Origin of the sequence: Dichotomicrobium thermohalophilum (assembly GCF_003550175.1) — a bacterium.
Lineage (GTDB): Bacteria > Pseudomonadota > Alphaproteobacteria > Rhizobiales > Rhodomicrobiaceae > Dichotomicrobium > Dichotomicrobium thermohalophilum.
Map to the genome: position 1 here is coordinate 972532 of NZ_QXDF01000001.1, position 17445 is coordinate 989976.

Annotated in this window: 11 protein-coding genes and 1 tRNA gene; 6 read left to right on the top strand and 6 right to left on the bottom strand. The window is 64.8% G+C overall.

What is annotated here, in order from left to right; all coding sequences use genetic code 11:
* Nucleotides 1–37: 37 nt before the first annotated feature.
* Nucleotides 38–1162 (top strand): zinc-dependent alcohol dehydrogenase family protein, encoded by a 1125-nt coding sequence (locus BXY53_RS04400; protein WP_119060671.1) that lies wholly within the window; start codon nt 38–40, stop codon nt 1160–1162.
* 324 nt (nt 1163–1486) lie between these two features.
* The gene (locus BXY53_RS04405) at nt 1487–2308 is read left to right on the top strand and encodes an IclR family transcriptional regulator (RefSeq protein WP_119060672.1); all 822 of its coding nucleotides are present in this window, start codon (nt 1487–1489) and stop codon (nt 2306–2308) included.
* Between the two features lie 10 nt (nt 2309–2318).
* Here BXY53_RS04405 and BXY53_RS04410 read toward each other — a convergent pair whose 3' ends face one another.
* Nucleotides 2319–3275, bottom strand: a complete 957-nt coding sequence (locus BXY53_RS04410; protein WP_119060673.1) for an alpha/beta fold hydrolase — start codon at nt 3273–3275, stop codon at nt 2319–2321.
* A gap of 247 nt (nt 3276–3522) precedes the next feature.
* Here BXY53_RS04410 and BXY53_RS04415 point away from each other — a divergent pair, with 247 nt between their 5' ends.
* Together BXY53_RS04415 and BXY53_RS04420 are read left to right on the top strand one after the other, a co-directional pair.
* Nucleotides 3523–5376, top strand: coding sequence for an assimilatory sulfite reductase (NADPH) flavoprotein subunit (locus tag BXY53_RS04415; protein WP_245410353.1), 1854 nt, complete (start codon nt 3523–3525; stop codon nt 5374–5376).
* Nucleotides 5377–5556: 180 nt separating this feature from the next.
* Nucleotides 5557–7353 carry an NADPH-dependent assimilatory sulfite reductase hemoprotein subunit gene (locus BXY53_RS04420; protein ID WP_119060674.1) on the top strand — a complete coding sequence of 599 codons (1797 nt, stop codon included), beginning with the start codon at nt 5557–5559 and terminating at the stop codon, nt 7351–7353.
* Nucleotides 7354–7358: 5 nt separating this feature from the next.
* Here BXY53_RS04420 and BXY53_RS04425 read toward each other — a convergent pair whose 3' ends face one another.
* Both BXY53_RS04425 and BXY53_RS04430 read right to left on the bottom strand, forming a co-directional pair.
* Nucleotides 7359–9956 (bottom strand): DUF3772 domain-containing protein, encoded by a 2598-nt coding sequence (locus tag BXY53_RS04425; protein ID WP_119060675.1) that lies wholly within the window; start codon nt 9954–9956, stop codon nt 7359–7361.
* 45 nt (nt 9957–10001) lie between these two features.
* Nucleotides 10002–10376, bottom strand: a complete 375-nt coding sequence (locus BXY53_RS04430; protein WP_245410354.1) for a flagellar biosynthetic protein FliO — start codon at nt 10374–10376, stop codon at nt 10002–10004.
* Between the two features lie 305 nt (nt 10377–10681).
* Between BXY53_RS04430 and BXY53_RS04435 the strand changes: the two genes are divergently transcribed.
* On the top strand, nt 10682–13234 hold the full coding sequence (locus BXY53_RS04435) for a hybrid sensor histidine kinase/response regulator (protein WP_119060676.1): 2553 nt from the start codon (nt 10682–10684) through the stop codon (nt 13232–13234).
* On the opposite strand, the gene lipB is transcribed toward BXY53_RS04435, so the two are convergent.
* Nucleotides 13188–13925, bottom strand: coding sequence for a lipoyl(octanoyl) transferase LipB (gene lipB, locus BXY53_RS04440; RefSeq protein ID WP_119060677.1), 738 nt, complete (start codon nt 13923–13925; stop codon nt 13188–13190). The genes BXY53_RS04435 and lipB overlap by 47 nt on opposite strands.
* 138 nt (nt 13926–14063) lie before the next feature.
* Between lipB and BXY53_RS04445 the strand changes: the two genes are divergently transcribed.
* Nucleotides 14064–14149 (top strand) — tRNA-Leu (locus BXY53_RS04445).
* A 179-nt stretch (nt 14150–14328) separates the two neighbouring features.
* Here BXY53_RS04445 and lpxC read toward each other — a convergent pair.
* A complete protein-coding gene (gene lpxC / locus BXY53_RS04450; protein ID WP_119060678.1) occupies nt 14329–15294 on the bottom strand; it encodes a UDP-3-O-acyl-N-acetylglucosamine deacetylase in 966 nt (321 codons plus the stop codon).
* A gap of 478 nt (nt 15295–15772) precedes the next feature.
* Nucleotides 15773–17389 (bottom strand): cell division protein FtsZ, encoded by a 1617-nt coding sequence (gene ftsZ / locus BXY53_RS04455; RefSeq protein WP_119060679.1) that lies wholly within the window; start codon nt 17387–17389, stop codon nt 15773–15775.
* Nucleotides 17390–17445: the final 56 nt, after the last annotated feature.

The following is a 17445-nucleotide window of genomic DNA, read 5'->3' on the forward strand; positions in this document are numbered from 1 at the left end:
CGATGCACAAAAGTGATGCAGGCGCCGGGAGCCTGGCATGAAGATCCGTGCGGCCGTTCTGCATGAGCGCGAGAAACCGCGCCCCTATACCGAAAGTCATCCGCTGACGATCGAGGCGGTGGATCTGGCGCCTCCGGGTGATGGCGAGCTGCTCGTGAAGATCCGGGCAGCGGGGCTTTGCCACTCGGACCTCTCGGTCATCAACGGCGATCGGCCGCGACCGGTGCCGATGGTCGTTGGCCATGAGGCCGCCGCCGAGGTCGTGGAGCCGGGGCCGGGCGTTGACGATCTCAAGCCGGGCGACCGGGTCGTGCTCATCTTTGTGCCAAGTTGCGGACGTTGCGTGCCCTGCGCGGAGGGCCGGCCGGCGCTGTGTGAGCCGGCTGCAAAGGCCAACGCCGCCGGAACGCTGCTGACTGGTACGCGCCGCCTCAGCCTGAACGGCGAGCCGGTGCACCACCACATCGGCGTATCCTGCTTCGCCGAGTATGCGGTGATCGCCCGCGAGTCGGCAATCAAGGTCGATGACGATCTCGACTTCACCGAAGCCGCACTGTTCGGCTGCGCGGTCCTGACGGGCGCCGGGGCGGTCGTCAATACAGCGAAGGTGCCGCCGGGCGCGTCGGTCGCGGTCGTCGGGCTTGGCGGGGTCGGGCTGATGGCGGTGATTGCCGCGAAATTGTCCGGCTGTACGGATATCGTGGCGATCGACCTTTCCGAGCCCAAGCTGCAGACGGCCGCGCAGCTTGGAGCGACGCACACGTTCAACGCCGGCGACCCGGAATGCGTGGAGAAGGTGCGCGCGGCGACGGGTGGCGGTGTCGATTTCGGCTTCGAGATGGCCGGGGTCGTGCCCGCGCTGGAGATGGCTTACCAGGTGACGCGGCGCGGCGGGACAACCGTGACGGCCAGCCTGCCCAACCCTGAAGACCGGCTGCCGCTGCCAGCGGCGCACCTTGTTTCCGAAGAGCGGACTTTCAAAGGCAGCTACATCGGAAGCTGCGCGCCGATCCGCGACGTGCCGCGCTTCATTCGGCTGTTCCGCCAGGGACTGCTGCCCGTGGACCGGCTCGTGAGCGAGCGGGTTTCGCTTGAGGAGCTGAATGTCGCCTTCGACCGCCTCGCCGACGGCCAGACGATCCGGCAAATCCTGATTCCGTGACCGCGGTGGTCAAGACTCTCCCGTAGGTCCGCCCAACGCGTATCAGACTGGATCGTCTTCGGTTCATGAAATGCTTGGGGCCACACGCTCAGCGAAGGCGCACGTCACAGTCAGTCAAGGTATCGGCGGCTCCAGAGGGGCGGCCAAGCCAGCTCCCTCCAGCTTAACCCGTCAAATTTTTTCTGGATGCAAGCAATACTTTTGGTGGTTGTCGTGTTGATATATCTAGCGAATTGCATATGGTAACCTGACGATTTGCAGAGTGCGTTTTGTGGCAGTCGAGTTGTTGCAGGGAACGTGACGTCACGTCCGGTAACGCTCGGAATGTCGGAAAAAATTTCGTTCGGGAGACGTTTCTTGCCCGACAGACGTGAACCTCATTCCACTCTCCAGAGAGCATTCGCGGTCATCAAGCTACTGGCAGACTCAGGCCACCCCATGAACGCCCCGGATATCGGGACACAGCTCGACATGAACCGGCAGACGGTACACCGCCTGCTGAACCAGCTCGAGGCCCTGGGGATAGTCCGGCGCGACGTTGCCCGTGAGCGTTTCGAGATCGGACCGGCGCTGGTCGAGCTTGGCCTGCGCGCGCAAACCGGCAACCATGCCACGAAGCTGAGGCGCGCCGTCATGGAGGAACTGGTGGCCAAGATCGGCGAGGACTGCAATCTCGCCATTCTGGACGGCTACGAGATCGTTTATATCGACCATGTCCAGTCCGATTGGCCGCTACGCCGGCAAATCCAGATCGGCGCCCGCATGCCCGCCTATTGCACCGCGATCGGAAAGGTCTTGCTTGCGCATCTGCCGGAAAGAGCGCTCGATCAGTATCTTTCGGTGGTCACACTGGAACGCCGGACAGAAAACACCTGCACCGATCCCGACATGTTGCGGGACAATCTGATTCAGGTCCGGGAGCAGGGCTACGCAATCGCCGATCAGGAGAACCTTGTCGGCCTTTTGTCCGTGGCTGTCCCGGTTTGGGATCCGCTCGGCCGGGTCGTGGCGGGACTGTCGATGCACGGCCCTAATGCCCGGCTGACGCAAGCGCGTGCCCACGCGATCGTTCCCGAGCTCAAGGAGGCCGCCGAGACCATCAGCAATCTGATCGTCGAGAGCTCCAGCCAGCGCGTGACACGCTGAACGTCCAGGCCTAAGCCGTGTGGGATGACCTGCGCTGGCGAACAAGCTGGTCGATCGCCGCAAGCACGGTCTCTGGCGCGACGTGGTGTGGCATGTGGCCGACGCCGGGTAACACTTCGAGTTCTGCGTCAGGAACTTTTGCCACCAGCGGCGGTGTGTGTAGCTCGGTAAGAATGACGTGGTCCTCATCCCCGGTCAGCGCGATGAGCGGCGTGTCGATCAGCGGATAGTTCGGGGCCATTTCACGAACGATCGGCTTGAGCCGGGTCAGGTCGTCCGCGTTGGCAAGGAACGTTGCCGGTCGGCTGTAGAGCGCCGTGGCCGCCGATTCTCGGTAATGGTCGGGCGGGTGGTTAGGTCGGAACACGTTGCGGATTCCCGCATCGACCCGAACAAAATAGCCTGGCGCGACGAGAGTCCAGGCGAACAGCCGGCCCAGCACAGGCAAAGAGGCGGCTTCGTGCTCCCAGCCCACGCCGCCGGGCCAGGGATGCGACACACCGGAGAGGAACAGGATGCCGCCCGTCTCCTGCGGGAATTCAAGCGCGTGCGCGAGAGCGAGCGCGCCTGCCCAGGAATGCGCAACGAGGATCGGCCGCTCCAGACCCAGATCGCGGAACACCTCCCGGCACAGCCGCGCCTGCACACGCGGGTCGTGCCCGTTTTCCGTGCGCCGCGTGCTCCAGCCGAAGCCTGGCCGGTCGATGGCGATGGCGTGGTGGCGCGCGGCGACATCGTCGAAGATCGAGGCCGTCCATTCGCGCAGATTGCTGCTTGCGCCGTGGATCATAACGACCGGTGTGCCTGCGCCCGCCTCAAGCAGGTGCAGGTCGTCCGCGCCCGCCCGCACGAAGCGGCCGACCGGCGGATAGCGGCGTTCCACGCGCCACTGATGCACCCGCGTGAACAGCACAAGCGCCACCAGTAGAAGCACGGGCGCAAACGCCAGCCAGAGCCAGATTGTCAAAGCCCCCCCCTTTCGCGCGCGGTTCTCTGCGCGCCCGTCCTGGATATTGGCCCGTCCGCGGGCAAATCCAGCGCCGCGACGCCGCGGTCGGTGACGTGTGATCGTTTGCGCGGCGCTCGCGCCGACCGCGATACCGCACACGCCGGCTCCTGCAAAACGTCTGACACAATTGCCTTCGCCCGATTGCCGTGAGGCGGATGGTCCGCGATCTTGCCGGTTTAGAGCCCCAGCAAGAGGCGAGGAGACAATGGGCCATCACGCCAACATGCCAGAGGCTGCCGCCTTCGCCGGCCTTTTCGACCAGCAGCAGGCGCAGGCGCTGAACACGCTGCTGCCCACCCTCACGCAAGAACAAACCTTGTGGTTGAGCGGTTTCCTCGCGGGCCTTGGCCGGCAGGGGATCGCCGTCCCGGCGCAGGGGCCAGCCGCGGGCGCGCCGGCCGCCGGGCCGAAGGTCACGGTGCTCTACGCGACCGAGACCGGCAATGCGGCGAGCGTGGCGAAGCAGGCCGCCGAGCGTTTCAGCGCGGCGGGTCTGGAGGCGCGCGCGGTCAACATGGCCGATTACAAGCAGCGTGACCTGAAGAGCGAGACGCATGTCATCATGGTCGCCGCCACGCATGGCGAGGGCGATCCGCCCGAAGGCGCGGCCGGCTTCTTCGAGTTCCTGGCGGGGCGCAAGGCGCCGAAGCTGGACGGTGTGAAATTCGCCGTGCTCGGGCTGGGCGACACCAGCTATGTGCATTTCTGTGAAGCGGGCAAGATGCTGGACCGGCGTTTCGAAGAGCTGGGCGCGGAACGCATTGCCGAGCGGGTGGATTGCGATGTCGATTATGAGGATGCGGCGGAAGACTGGATCGCATCGCTCGCGGACATGCTCGCGGCGGACGCACCCGCGCAAGCCGCCGAGGCGGCGACCGCCGCGCCATCCGGGCTGGCCGCATTCGGTCTGGCCCCCGCGCCTGCGCCGGCTGCGCCGACCTACACGCGCAAGAACCCGTTCGAGGCGGAGGTGCTGGACAGCATCCGCCTCAACGGGCGTTATTCCGACAAGGAGACCCAGCATATCGAACTGTCGCTAGAAGGCTCTGGCATCAGCTTCCAGCCAGGCGACAGTCTCGGCGTGATCGCCAGCAACGACGACGCGCTGGTCGACGAGGTGACCACCGCGCTTGACCTCAAGCCTGATGCGCCCGTGAGCGTGAACGGCGCGGACAAGCCGCTGGCCGAGGCGCTGCGCGACGACCTGGAACTGACGATGCTCACGCCGGGCTTCCTCAAAGCGTACGCCGAAGCGAGTGGCGCCGAGGAACTCGCCGACCTCACGCGCGAGGGCAACGAGGCGGCGCTGCAAGCCTTTCTCAAGGAGCATCAAGTCGCGGATGTCGTCGCGCGCTGGCCCGCCCCGGGCCTCGATGCGGCGCGTTTTGCCGGGATGCTGCGCAAGCTCCAGCCGCGGCTGTATTCCATCGCTTCCAGCCACACCGCGCTGCCCGACGAGGTCCATCTGACCGTCGGCGTGACGCGCACGACGCCGCGGGGCCGCGCGCGCAGCGGTGTCGCCAGCACCTTCCTCGCCGACCGGTGCGCGCCGGGCGAGCAGATCCGCCTTTATGTCAGCGAGAACGAGAACTTCCGCATGCCCAGCGATCCGGACCAACCGCTCATCATGATCGGGCCGGGTACCGGTGTCGCGCCGTTCCGGGCCTTCATGCAGGAGCGCGAGGAAATGGGTGCGCAGGGCAAGAGCTGGCTTTTCTTCGGCGACCGGCGCTTCCGCGAGGATTTCCTCTACCAGACCGAATGGCAGCGCTGGCTGAAGGACGGCGTGCTTACGCGCATGGATGTGGCCTTTTCGCGCGATCAAGCCGAGAAGGTCTATGTGCAGGACCGCCTGCGCGAGAAGGCGGACGAGGTCTACGCCTGGATCAGCGACGGCGCGGCGATCTATGTCTGCGGCGATGCCGACAGCATGGCCCCGGCCGTGCATGAGGCGCTTGCCGGTATCCTGCAAGAACAGGGCGGTTATTCGGCCGAAGACGCCGAAACGTACCTGAAGCAGATGCAGCGCGAGCGCCGCTATCAGCGCGACGTTTATTAGGATGCTTTTTTCGATAGGTCGGAACCGAGTCGTCCAAGTGTTCGATAAATGTGAACGTCATTGCCGGACTTGCCTGTGCTCGGGCCTGACCCGAGTAATCCGGCAATCCAGCACGTTTGTTGAAAGCCAAAATCTGGATGCCCGGGTCAAGCCCGGGCATGACGGCGAAAAGGTAAAGCAATGAGCAAGGCAGCCGAGCGCCACAACATTGACCGCAGCGTGGATCGCTCCCAGCCGGTCGAGAAGCTCCACCCCAACGAGCGCATCAAGCTGGAAAGCGGCTATTTGCGCGGCGCGCTCGACGCCAGCCTCGCCGAGCGCATCACCGGCGCGGTGCTGGAGGACGACCACCAGCTCACCAAGTTCCACGGCACCTATCAGCAGGACGACCGCGACCTGCGCGAGGAGCGCCGCCGCTCCAAGCTCGAGCCCGCGTATTCCTTCATGATCCGCGTGCGCCTGCCCGGCGGCGTGTGCCAGCCGGAGCAATGGCTGCAGCTCGACGAGCTTGCGCGGAACTACGCCAACAACACGCTGCGCCTGACGACGCGCCAGACGTTCCAGTTTCACGGCGTCCTGAAGCGCGACCTCGCCACGACCATGCAGGGCATTCATGACAGCCTGCTCGACACGATCGCGGCGTGCGGCGACGTCAATCGCGGGGTGATGGCGACACCGATCCCCGAATTTTCCGCGCTGCACGCGCAGGTGTTCCCGATCGCCAAGGCGGTGAGCGAGCACCTGCTGCCCGGCACGCGCGCCTATCACGAGATCTGGCTGAACGAGCAGCCGGTCTATCAGGGCGACAAGGAGGACGAGGTCGAGCCGGTCTACGGCAAGACCTATCTGCCGCGCAAATTCAAGATCGGCTTCGCGATCCCGCCGGTGAACGACGTGGATGTGTTCACGCAGGATATCGGCTTTATCGCCATCGCGGACGAAGATGATCTAGCAGGCTTCAATGTCGCCGTGGGCGGCGGCATGGGGCGCACGGACAACGAGCCGTCCACCTATCCGCGCCTCGGCGACGTGATCGGCTTCATCCCGCCTGACAAGGCCGTGGAGGTGGCGGAAAAGATCGTCACCATCCAGCGCGACTTCGGCAACCGCGTCGACCGCAAGCTGGCGCGGATGAAATACACCATCGACCGCAACGGTCTGGACTGGTTCGTCGACGAGCTGGAAGAGAGGCTGGGCTGGAAGCTCGAACCCGCGCGCGATTACCATTTCGACACCAGCACCGACCGCTTCGGCTGGAGCAAGAACGCCGAAGGGACTTGGAACTACACCGCGTTCATTGAGAACGGCCGGGTGAAGGATGACGGCGCGCATCAGGTGATGACAGGGCTGCGCGAGATCGCGAAGGTCCACAAGGGCGATCTGCGCATCACCCCAAACCAGAACCTGATCATCGCCTGCATCCCGGCGCGGCAGAAGGCGCGGATCAGGAAGCTGCTGGAGAAACACGGCATCATCGCGGCTTCAGAACGCAGCACGCTGCGCCGCCATTCGATGGCCTGCGTGGCATTTCCGACCTGCGGTCTGGCGATGGCCGAGAGTGAACGCTACCTGCCGTCGCTCATCACCAAGGTCGAAGGGCTGCTCGAAGAAACGGGCCTCGGCGATGTGGGCATTGTCATCCGCATGAGCGGGTGCAACAACGGCTGCTCGCGTCCTTATGTGGCGGAGATCGGCTTTTCCGGCCGCGCGCCCGGCAAATACAACATGTATCTCGGTGGTGGCTATTACGGGCAGCGCCTCGCCAAGCCCTATCTGGAGAACATTGGCGAGGAGACGATCCTGCAGACGCTCAGGCCAATGTTCGCGGCCTACGCCGAGAAGCGCCGAGACGGCGAGGCATTCGGCGATTTCGTCATCCGCAGGGGGTATGTCGCGGCGGTGCATCACGGGACGGACTTCAACGCGGAGGTGGAGCCTGAAGCCGCCGGAGCGGGTGCCACTGGTACGCGCTCCTAGACCCGCTAGCTCTTCGCCTCCGGGCTGGTCGCCTGAGGGTAGGGCGAGCCATCAACGGGTGCTTCGCCTTCGCCCGCGCGCTCCTCGCGGATGCGCGCCATCTGCTCGGCCAGCGCCGTCTTCAGCCAGTCCAGATCGCGGAAGTGCACATCCGACTGCGGGAAGGGGATCTCGATGCCTTCCTCGCGGAACCTCTTCATGATGGCGATGCGCAGATCGGTCTGAATGCCGAGTTGACGCGTGATGTTGAGCGCGTAGCAGAACAGCCGGAAATCCAGGGAGCTGTTCCCGAAGTCGCTAAACCATACATAGGGCTCCGGGTGCGTGAGGATCTGCGGATGTTCGCGTGCCACCTCCAGCAGGATGTCCTTCACGTGCTCGGGATCACTGGCATAAGACACCCCGACATCTATGGAGATCCGCCCGACATTGTTGTGCAGCGTCCAGTTTTGCACCTTCTCCGAGATCAGCACCGAGTTCGGGACCACCACATTGGCGCGGTCGAAGGTTTCGATTTCGGTGGAGCGCACGCTGATCTTGCGAACGAAGCCCTGATCCTGCCCGACGACGACCCAGTCGCCGACCTTTATGGGGCGCTCTGCCAGAAGGATAAGGCCAGAGACGAAGTTGTTGACGATGCTCTGCAGGCCGAAGCCGATACCGACGGAGAGCGCGCCGGCCACGATCGCCAGATTGGAGAAATCAAGCCCCGCATAGGACGCGGCCACCAGCACGGCGGCGATGAAGCCGACGTAACCGAGCCCTGTGCGAACAGAGTCGCGCACGCCGCCCGACAGCCCGGCCGGCTCCATTACTTGATTGTCCAGCCAACTCAGCAGCACGCGCGCCAGGCCGTAGGCGACGATGAAGACCAGAAGTGCTCCAACCAGGGTGGCGACCGAGATGTTGAGACCACCGACCTGGAAGCCGAAGAAAGCCTTTTCCGCCCAGCCTGTGAGGTCTTTCCAGTCGAAGCCCCACTGCAGCAGGATGATCGGGAAGGCCACGACAAATATCAGCGCCTTGAGCGCCAGCGTTAGGACCAGCGCGATCTGGTCGCGCCGACGGTTGTCGCTGGGCAGGGCAGGCATCCTGCGTGCGTCGGTCTGACCCGAGCGGATCCGGTCGCCGACAGCATTCACCCAGACCAGCATCAGATAGACGACAATAAGAATGCTGCCCGTGATCACCACCTGCGCGGCGAGAAAGCGGCCAAACGCCACGTAGCCGGCCGCCGTGGCCAGCAGGATCGTGAGCACCAGGGCATAGCCCGGGATGCGCAGCAAGCGCAGCCAGTTCAGGTGACCGTCCTGCTCGCTGTCTTCCGTGCCCATCCGCGTCATCAGCACGGCGCCGAGCAGCACCGCGAACAGGACGTTGGTCGCGGAAGTCTGCGCGATGGTCGTCGCCAGCGGCATGTAGAGCACTTCGTTGATCGTGCTCACGACCTTGTCGATACCGAACACCGCTGCGATCGCCAGGACCAGCCGGTTGACGCGTTTCGCGCCCGCGTCGTTGACCGGGAGGATGCGCCATTGCGGACGGTTGGGTGCCAGGATCGTGGTGCTCAGCGCGCTCACGATCGCAACGGTTATCAGGGCTATGGCGGCTGCACGGACGATCTCCTCCATGCGAGGGACCAGAAGATCGGCCGCCGCGAGCATCCCGTAAAGTGCGCCGGCAGTGGCCATGATGGGCAGGGCGCGCAGAATGATGACCCAGGCGCCGGAGGAAGCCCGCTGCCAGAAGGGTGGCGGTGCCTCGCTCTCCCAGTCCCGGAACTTCTTGATCCCGATCCAGCAGCCGGCCTGCAGCAGCGCGAAGATGACAACGCCAAAGAACAGGATGGCGTAGAGCGTTTCATTGTTCTCCAGTCCGCGCGCCGAGTCCTCCAGCAGCAGACGGAAGCGCCGCTGGGCCGTTTCATTCTCCGCTGCGGCGCGCTGCCACAGCGAGAGAGACAACGGCGTTGTTGTCCGCTCGAAGAGTTGGCTGGTGAACAGGTCGCGGCGGCGGTTCTGGACGCGCTCGTTGAGCTGGTTCGCGCGCACCTGCGAAGCCTCCGCCGCCTTCACCGTCGACTGAAGCCGGTTAGCCTGCGCCTGCAGCGAGGCGCGCTCCGCAGCGATGGCCTGGGGCTCCGCGGGCTCACCCTCACCGGGAGGGTCGCCAAGCTTTTCGAGCTGGCTGTTGATAGCCTGTAGCCGCGGCTGGATTTCCTGGATCAGCTGCCCGAGTTCCCCAAGCGATTCGTCGAGGCTCTGGCGCAGCCGGTCGAGTTGACCGTTGGACAGATTTTCCCGCGTCAGGGTCTCTTCGACCTTGTCGAGCCGCTCGATGATCTCGGCGATGCGTTTGGGAAGCTGGTCAGCGTCGTGCGGCCGCTCAAACTGATCCGCAGCGCGCGAGGGAGCCTGCTGTTGCGGTTCAGGCTCGGCCTGGGCTGGCGGCTCGGACTGCGCGGGCGCTGTTTCGGTCTCGGCCGCAGGCGCTTCCTGCGGCGCGGCGGGCGTCGGCGTCTGCTGTTGTGCGCCGGCGCTTGAGGATATGAAGACAGCGCCGCAGAGCAGTGCGGCAAGGATCAGGATGAGACGCTGACGCATGAGAGGCTCGTCACTTTCGTTACGGCGCAAGATATACCCGAAGCCTTATGAACGCCCGGTTTGCGCTTCGGCGATGCGGATGCGCTCATCGTCAAGCGGCGAAGACGGCGCGCGTTCAATATCCTTATAAGGGTGCGGGCCGTTTGCGCCGATCCCCGTTTCGATTACGATATCGATCGGCCCGCCAGTCATGACCAGGTGCTCCACCCCGTCGCGCCGGATCAGCACCAGCCGACGCCGGCCATCTATAGCCGCCTGATCGACCACGCCGAGACGTTTGTTCCGGCCTTTGAGCATCAAGGCGCCGCCAGAGGTCATAAAGCCCCGGAAAATCCACAAAGCAATGACCAAAAAAAGGAGCAGCCCTGCTCCCGCGGCGAGGTACCACGCCAGATTGAGAAAACTCTGATCGATTTCCACAACACGGCTCCATTGACCCGGGGCAGCGACGAGAGGCCTTCGCGTCGCCGCTGCGCGCTGAACGCGCCAGATGATAACGGAAAAAGTCGTGCAGCAGGCTCCTGTATAGCCGCTGATTAACCTCTTTTTAACCCCGCGGTCGGCAATTTTTGCCGTGTGTCTTACTGTAGCCTTTCTAAACGTTCAGGTTGCAATCTGTCGAGATTCGCTTGAGAAGTGCCGTGAGCGGCGTCCTCTCTTTGCGACCGCGGTGCCAGCGAATACCGGCGCATCCCTGGCGCGAACAGCAGGAGGGAATATCCATCATGAGCGAGGCCCAAGCGGTCCTGAGCGATGGGCAAACATCCGCTCGTCGGCAGCGTGGCGGCGGGCGTGTATGGCGTGCCGGCGCGCTTGCGCTGTCGGGACTGGCCGTGGCCGGGCTGATGGCGACCGTGCTTTTCCTCGTTCTGGATGCCGAAGCGCAGTCGGAGACGGCATGGCTCGTGCCGGCGGCGGCGTTTCTCGCCGGTCTGCTGGGCGCCGGAACCTGGCGCATGGTGGCGGATCGGGGGCGCAGCGCCGGCTTGCTCGCGCAAGGACTGGCGCAAACCGCGCGCGTCGGGGCAGCGGTTGCGACCCCGCGCGGCGAATTGCTCGAATCGAATGCGGCTTATGACCGCTTGTTCGCTCGAGCCGGACGCGCGCCCGGAGATCCGCATCAGGTCTTTGCGGCCAATGGCGATGACGGCGCCGCCGCCTTCCGCTTCGCGCAGGCCGCCGCTGCCCACGGCTCGCACTGCGAGGTCGTGCGGTGGCTGGAGCCGGGCAAGGATGGTACGCCGTGCGCCCGCTGGCTGGAGGCGCGTGTGGAGCCGCTTTATCGGTCGGGGGTGTCCAGGGGACGCTTGATGCTCTGGCAGTTCCGCGACGTGACCGCCGAGAAAAAGCGGCTGCAGGAGCGGGACGCGCGGCTGGAGCAAATGCGCGCATGGCTTGATGCCGATCCAGCCGCCCGCCTGACCGTCGACGCCGCCGGCCGCATCACGGACATGAACGCGACGATGCGCAGCTGGCTCCCCGAGGCCGTGCGGGACGCTGATCCGCTGCATTTGTCGCAGGTCTTTTCCGAGGCGAGCGTCAGCTTGCTGATGGCCCGCCTCAACGGCCCGCGCAACGGGGCGGTACCCCGCACGGCGATGCTGGAAGTTTTGGATGAGGCGGGGGAGATCCGGCCCCTCTGGGCAGGTTTCCGCACCGCCTCAGAAAAGAAGGGCGTGCGGCCGAAGCTGCAGATCACCGCGCTCAACGGCACCGGCGCCGAGGCGACGGAGGCGCGCGCGGAATCGGTTGACGGCGAGGAGCTGTTCCACGGCGCGCCGATCGCGATGGCCACCGTCAATGCCAAGGGAAAGATCGCCAGCCGCAACCATGCCTTCTCGCAGACCTTCGCGATTCCGGTGCAGCGCGGCAACGGGCGGCTCAACGTGCTGGATCTGGTGGACGAGACCGCGCGCGAGCCGCTGGCTCGGATGATCGCCGATGCCGCCGCTCGCAAACCGGCGGGCGCGCCACTGGACATCGCCTTCGCCCGCGACGAGAAGCGCGCAGGCCGGCTCTATGTGGTGCCCACGCCTGGAAAGCGTCGGCGCGGCGGCGCCGATGCGGCGACGATCTATGCCATCGACACGACCGAGCAGCGCGCGCTCGAAGAGCAGATCGCCCAGAAGCAGAAGATGCAGGAGGTGGGCCAGCTCGCCGGCGGCATCGCCCACGACTTCAACAACCTGCTGACAGGCATCCTCGGCTACACCGACTTGCTGCTGTCCAGCCACCGTCCGAGCGATCCGGCCTTCAAGGACATCATGGAGGTGCGCAACAACGCCAATCGCGCGGCCGCGCTGGTGCGGCACCTGTTGGCATATTCGCGCCGGCAGACGTTGCGGCCCAAGGTGCTGTCACTCACCGACGTGATCGAGGACTTCGGCCTGCTGCTGAACAGGCTGATTGGCGAGAAGGTCACCTCCAACATTATTCATGCGCGCGACCTGTGGCTGGTGAAGGCCGACGCCAACCAGCTTGAGCAGGTGCTGATGAACCTGGCAGTCAACGCGCGCGATGCGATGATGCCCGAAGGCGGCGAACTGACGATCCGCACCGCGAACGTGACGGAGCGCGACGCCGCCAAGCTTGACCGTCCGGGTTTGCCGGTCGGGGAGTACGTGCTGCTGGAAGTTGGCGATACCGGTTGCGGCATGTCGCCGGAGGTCCAGGAAAAGATTTTCGAACCGTTCTTCTCGACGAAGGAGATCGGCGAGGGCACGGGCTTCGGCCTGTCGGTGGTCCACGGTATCGTGAAGCAGACCGGCGGTTATATCTACGTCGACAGCCGGGAAGGTGAGGGCACGACCTTCAGCATCTATCTGCCACGGCACGTCGAGGAGCCTGCCGAAGACAGCGCGCAGGGCGAGGCGGATGGTGCCGACAAGAAGCGCAAGGATCTGACGGGACAAGGCACGATTCTGCTCGTCGAGGACGAGGAGGCCGTGCGCCGCTTTGCAGCCCGGGCGCTTGAGTCACGTGGCTACAACGTGCTGAAAGCGACGACCGGCGTCGAGGCGCTGGACGTGCTCGCCGAGCATGGCAGGGAAGTCGATCTCGTTATCAGCGATGTGATGATGCCCGAGATGGATGGGCCGAAGCTGCTTCAGCAAATGCGGAAGACCCTTCCCGACATGAAGGTGATCTTTATCTCCGGTTACGCGGAGGAGGCTCTGCGCCGCGAACTGGCGGAGGACGAGAGCTTCACCTTCCTGCCCAAGCCGTTCTCGCTCAAGGACTTGGCCTCGGCCGTGAAAGAGGCTCTGGCGGCGCAGTGAGCGGGGCGGGCGCATCGGCGGTAACGCAGCCGAACTGCCGCTCGAACGTCGCGCGCAGCGCCCTATCAACGTCTTGGAGCTCTGCTTTCACGCCGAGAGCGGCCAGGCTCGTGACGCCGGCGTCGGTCACGCCGCAGGGTACGATCCCGGAGAAATGGGTGAGATCGGGCGCGACGTTCAGGCTGATCCCGTGAAATGACACCCACCGCCGCAGCCGCACGCCCAGGGCGGCGATCTTGGCCTGTGCGCCATCGAGGCCATTCCCGGTTGAGACCCAGACGCCGGCCTGACCGTTGCGACGCGCGCCATGCACGCCAAACTCTGCCAGCGTAGTGATCAGCCACTCCTCTAGGCTGCTGACGAACCAGCGGACATCCTGCTTGCGGCGTGCCAAATCAAGCATGACATACGCCACGCGCTGGCCCGGCCCGTGGTAGGTGTACTGCCCGCCGCGTCCGGTCTGGTAAACCGGGAAGCGGTCGGGCGCCAGCAGATCGTCCGCCTTTGCGCTGGTGCCGGCCGTGTAAAGCGGGGGATGCTCCAGCAGCCAGACCAACTCGCCGGCACGGCCATCGCGGATGGCACGCACACGGTCATCCATAGCGGCCATTGCGTCGGGGTAGGCTACCGCGGCGGCGCTGACTGCCCAGCCCACAGGGGCCTTTTGCGCGTGTCGTGTGGCGTCGGTCATCGGCGCTGGATCGGGGTTTTGAATTCGGGTATGTGAATCGCAATATAAGATGATGCGGGTGCACTTGCACCGGGCGGGCGGCTTTGCTACCTCGTAGCAGGAGGTTCGCCGATATCGGCATCAAACCGATGCGTTTTAGCGGTCGTGGCGGAACTGGTAGACGCGCAGCGTTGAGGGCGCTGTGGGCTTTGCCCGTGGAGGTTCGATTCCTCTCGACCGCACCAATTTCCCCAGGATATGTCGGGACCGACGCGAATTCCCTAGACGACAGCGATCTGCGAGGCCGCATCTAAGACGCGCAAAACGCTCGGTGCATGCCAAGATACCGGAAATCGGCAGTTTGGCCTGCACCGAGCCGTGCTCTGGGGGAAGATACGTCCTGGTCGCCGGGCCGGCCCGTGCGTCAGCTCCGATCGGCTGCAAACGCCGGCATCGTCGCACCCCAAGAGATATCCGCGTGGGACACCTCGCGATGACGCGGACGCTCAACATCGGTCTCGACCACCGTCCAAGCGCTGGGATCGGCATGCAAGGCTTCGAGAACCATCGCGTTGATCCGATGCCCGCCGCGATAGGAGCGGTACTTGCCGAGCAACGGGGCGCCCGCCAGCGACAGATCGCCGACCGCATCTAGCGCCTTGTGCCGAACGAATTCGTCCTTGTAGCGCAGGCCTTCAGGGTTCACCACCCGATCATCCGCGATCGCCACAGTGTTTTCCAGCGAGGAGCCCAGGGCGCGCCCGGCCTTCCAGAGCATCTCGACGTCTTTCATGAAGCCGAAGGTGCGCGCGCGCGACAGGGCACGCAGGAAAACTTGCGGGTTAAGATCACCGGCCCAGCGCTGCCGGCCGATGACCGGCGTGTCGAAGTCAATCTCGACATCCAGATGAAAGCCGTCATATGGCTCCAGCGCGGCCGAGGCATCGCCATCCTGGATATGCACCGGCTTGAGAACCCGGATGAAGCGGCGTGGCCGCGCCAGCGGACGGACCCCGGCCTCAAGCACGGCCTCGACGAACGGCTCCGCGCTGCCATCCATGATCGGGATTTCTCCCGCATCCACTTCGATATCGACGTTGTCGACGCCCACGCCGCGCAGCGCCGCCATCAGATGCTCGACGGTCGCCACGCAGGCGCCTTCGCCGTTGCTGAGTACGGTGCAGAGCATGACGTTGGAGATGGCACGGAAATCTGCCGGGATGCGCACCTCGTGCCGGGCGTCATTCTTAACGATGAAAACGATGCCGTTGTCGGCATCTGCGGGATGGAGAATGAGTGAAGCGGCTTGGCCGCTATGGACGCCGGTGCCGGAGATGACCACGCTCTGTTTGAGCGTGGTCTGTCGTGCCCCCGTAAAGTCTGCGATCATTGTTATCTCGCGCCGTTATTTTTGTCCCTTCAAGGACAGAACGGGCATGATACGCAGCTCGGTCTGTCCCCCCATCGTCGATCACGGAGGCAAGGCGCGAGGGGCATTCTGGAAGCGCTGCTGAAATGTATTTGACGCGCAAGAAACTCGAAATGGCTATCAGCTTGACGCTCCGCACCCCGATCACGCGTGGACGCCCACCCTAATCCCGACCAGGAATTCACATGCCGGTAGGTCTCGCCGGAGACCTCTTCTGGCCGGGGCCCTCAGCGTCCGCGTCATTCCCGACGCCTTACGCCCGTGATCTGGGAAAGGAGACTAGCCAGCCGGCCTCTTTCCGACAAATCACGCTTGTTTACATTCTGTTACGGATAACTGTGCCAAATCAGCAACTTACGGCATGCGCCTCACGAAAAGCCGCGCAGCCGACTTGACAGCCGAAAAATCGCGGCCGGAAGTGCGGATTCGCAGGTCGTGGTCAGTTCAGCGGGCGCTTGAAAAAGTCGGGAATATCAAAGGGTTCTTCGGCATTTGCCGTGCCGTTCCCGGAGCCACGGTTGATACGTGGTTTTGCCGCTTTTTTGCCATTTTCGCTGGCGGTCTCGGCCGCGCCTTCTTCGGTTTCGCGGGCTGGCTCGGGCTGGGGCATCCGCGGCTCCTCCCGATCTGAGACAGGCTCCTGCGGCTGGGCTTCGCTCTGGCCGCCGCGCTCCTCGCGGCTGCGGTTGCGCCCGGACATCCATGAGAACAGGCCGCCTTTGCGCCGTTCCCCGCCTTCGGAGGTGTCGCTGTCGTCTCGCCCGCTGAGTTCCGGAAAGTCCTCATCCGTCAGGGGACGGCGCGGGCGCCGGCGTGGGGCTGTTGGGGCGACCGGCTCGAAATGTGGGTGGCTGCGCTCGCTGCCGCCGCCGCGCGGCTTTTCCTGCGCCGTCCGCCGGGGCGGGCGCTGTTCAATCGTCACGCTGCCCGGGCCTTCCCAGACCTGGCCGCCCTTGGCTGCCGCCGGTGCCTCGCCTGTTTCGCCGCGGTGAGCCGTGCGCAGCCGATCGCCAAGTGAGTCTGTCTCGGCGCTGCGGCGCGGGCCGGGCGCGGGGTGCGGGCTGTCGGCGATTTGATCCACGTCGATGCCGGTTGCCACGACGGACACGCGCAAAATGTCATCGAGTGTCTGGTCGAAGATCGCGCCGACGATGATGTTGAGGTCCGGGTTGTTGTCGGCCGCCACTTCGCGGCGCACGCGCTCGGCGGCTTCCTGCACCTCGTAGAGCGTCAGGTGTTCGTGGCTGCCGGTGATGCTGATGAGCAGGCCCTGCGCGCCGCGCATCGATCCGTTGTCAAGCAGCGGGTTCGAAACCGCCAGCTCGGCCGCTTCCAGCGCGCGGCTGTCGCCCTTGGACTCGCCGGTGCCCATCATGGCCGTTCCCATGTCCTTCATCACGGCCTTCACGTCGGCGAAGTCCAGATTGATGAGCCCTTCCTTAATCATCAGGTCGGTTATGCACGACACGCCCGAGCGGAGCACGTCATCCGCGCGCTGGAAGGCATCGGCGAAGGTGGTCTTCTCGTTGGCGACGCGGAACAGGTTCTGGTTCGGGATCACCAGGATCGTATCGACATGCGCGGCCAGCTCGCCGATGCCCTTTTCGGCGTATTTCATCCGCCGCTGCCCCTCGAACTCGAACGGCTTGGTCACGACCGCAACGGTCAGGATGCCCATGTCCTTTGCCGCCCGGGCGATGATCGGCGCCGCGCCCGTTCCGGTGCCGCCGCCCATGCCGGCAGTGATGAACAGCATGTGGACGCCTTCGAGATAGCTGCGGATGTCGTCCAGCGCCTCCTCCGCGGCGGCCGCGCCGATGTCCGGCTTTGATCCTGCGCCGAGCCCTTCGGTCAGGTTGACGCCCATCTGGATCCGCACGCCCGCGCTCGACATCGACAGGGCCTGCGCGTCGGTGTTGGCCGCGACAAACTCGACGCCCTCGACGCCGGCCTGAATCATGTTGTTCACGGCGTTGCCGCCAGCGCCGCCGACGCCGATCACCGTGATGCGCGGGCGCAGTTCGGTCAGCTCCGCCGGCTTCAGATGAATGCTCATTGCAGCCTCACAAATTCGCGTTCTGCTCGGGCGCACCCCCTCGCGGATGCGCGACG

Coding starts and splice junctions, on each gene's coding strand:
- BXY53_RS04400 (WP_119060671.1), top strand. CDS start 38: ATGAAGATCCGTGCGGCCGTTCTGCATGAGCGCGAGAAACCGCGCCCC.
- lipB (WP_119060677.1), bottom strand. CDS start 13,925: ATGACCGACGCCACACGACACGCGCAAAAGGCCCCTGTGGGCTGGGCA.
- BXY53_RS04420 (WP_119060674.1), top strand. CDS start 5,557: ATGAGCAAGGCAGCCGAGCGCCACAACATTGACCGCAGCGTGGATCGC.
- BXY53_RS04435 (WP_119060676.1), top strand. CDS start 10,682: ATGAGCGAGGCCCAAGCGGTCCTGAGCGATGGGCAAACATCCGCTCGT.
- BXY53_RS04425 (WP_119060675.1), bottom strand. CDS start 9,956: ATGCGTCAGCGTCTCATCCTGATCCTTGCCGCACTGCTCTGCGGCGCT.
- BXY53_RS04415 (WP_245410353.1), top strand. CDS start 3,523: ATGGGCCATCACGCCAACATGCCAGAGGCTGCCGCCTTCGCCGGCCTT.
- lpxC (WP_119060678.1), bottom strand. CDS start 15,294: ATGATCGCAGACTTTACGGGGGCACGACAGACCACGCTCAAACAGAGC.
- ftsZ (WP_119060679.1), bottom strand. CDS start 17,389: ATGAGCATTCATCTGAAGCCGGCGGAGCTGACCGAACTGCGCCCGCGC.
- BXY53_RS04405 (WP_119060672.1), top strand. CDS start 1,487: ATGTCGGAAAAAATTTCGTTCGGGAGACGTTTCTTGCCCGACAGACGT.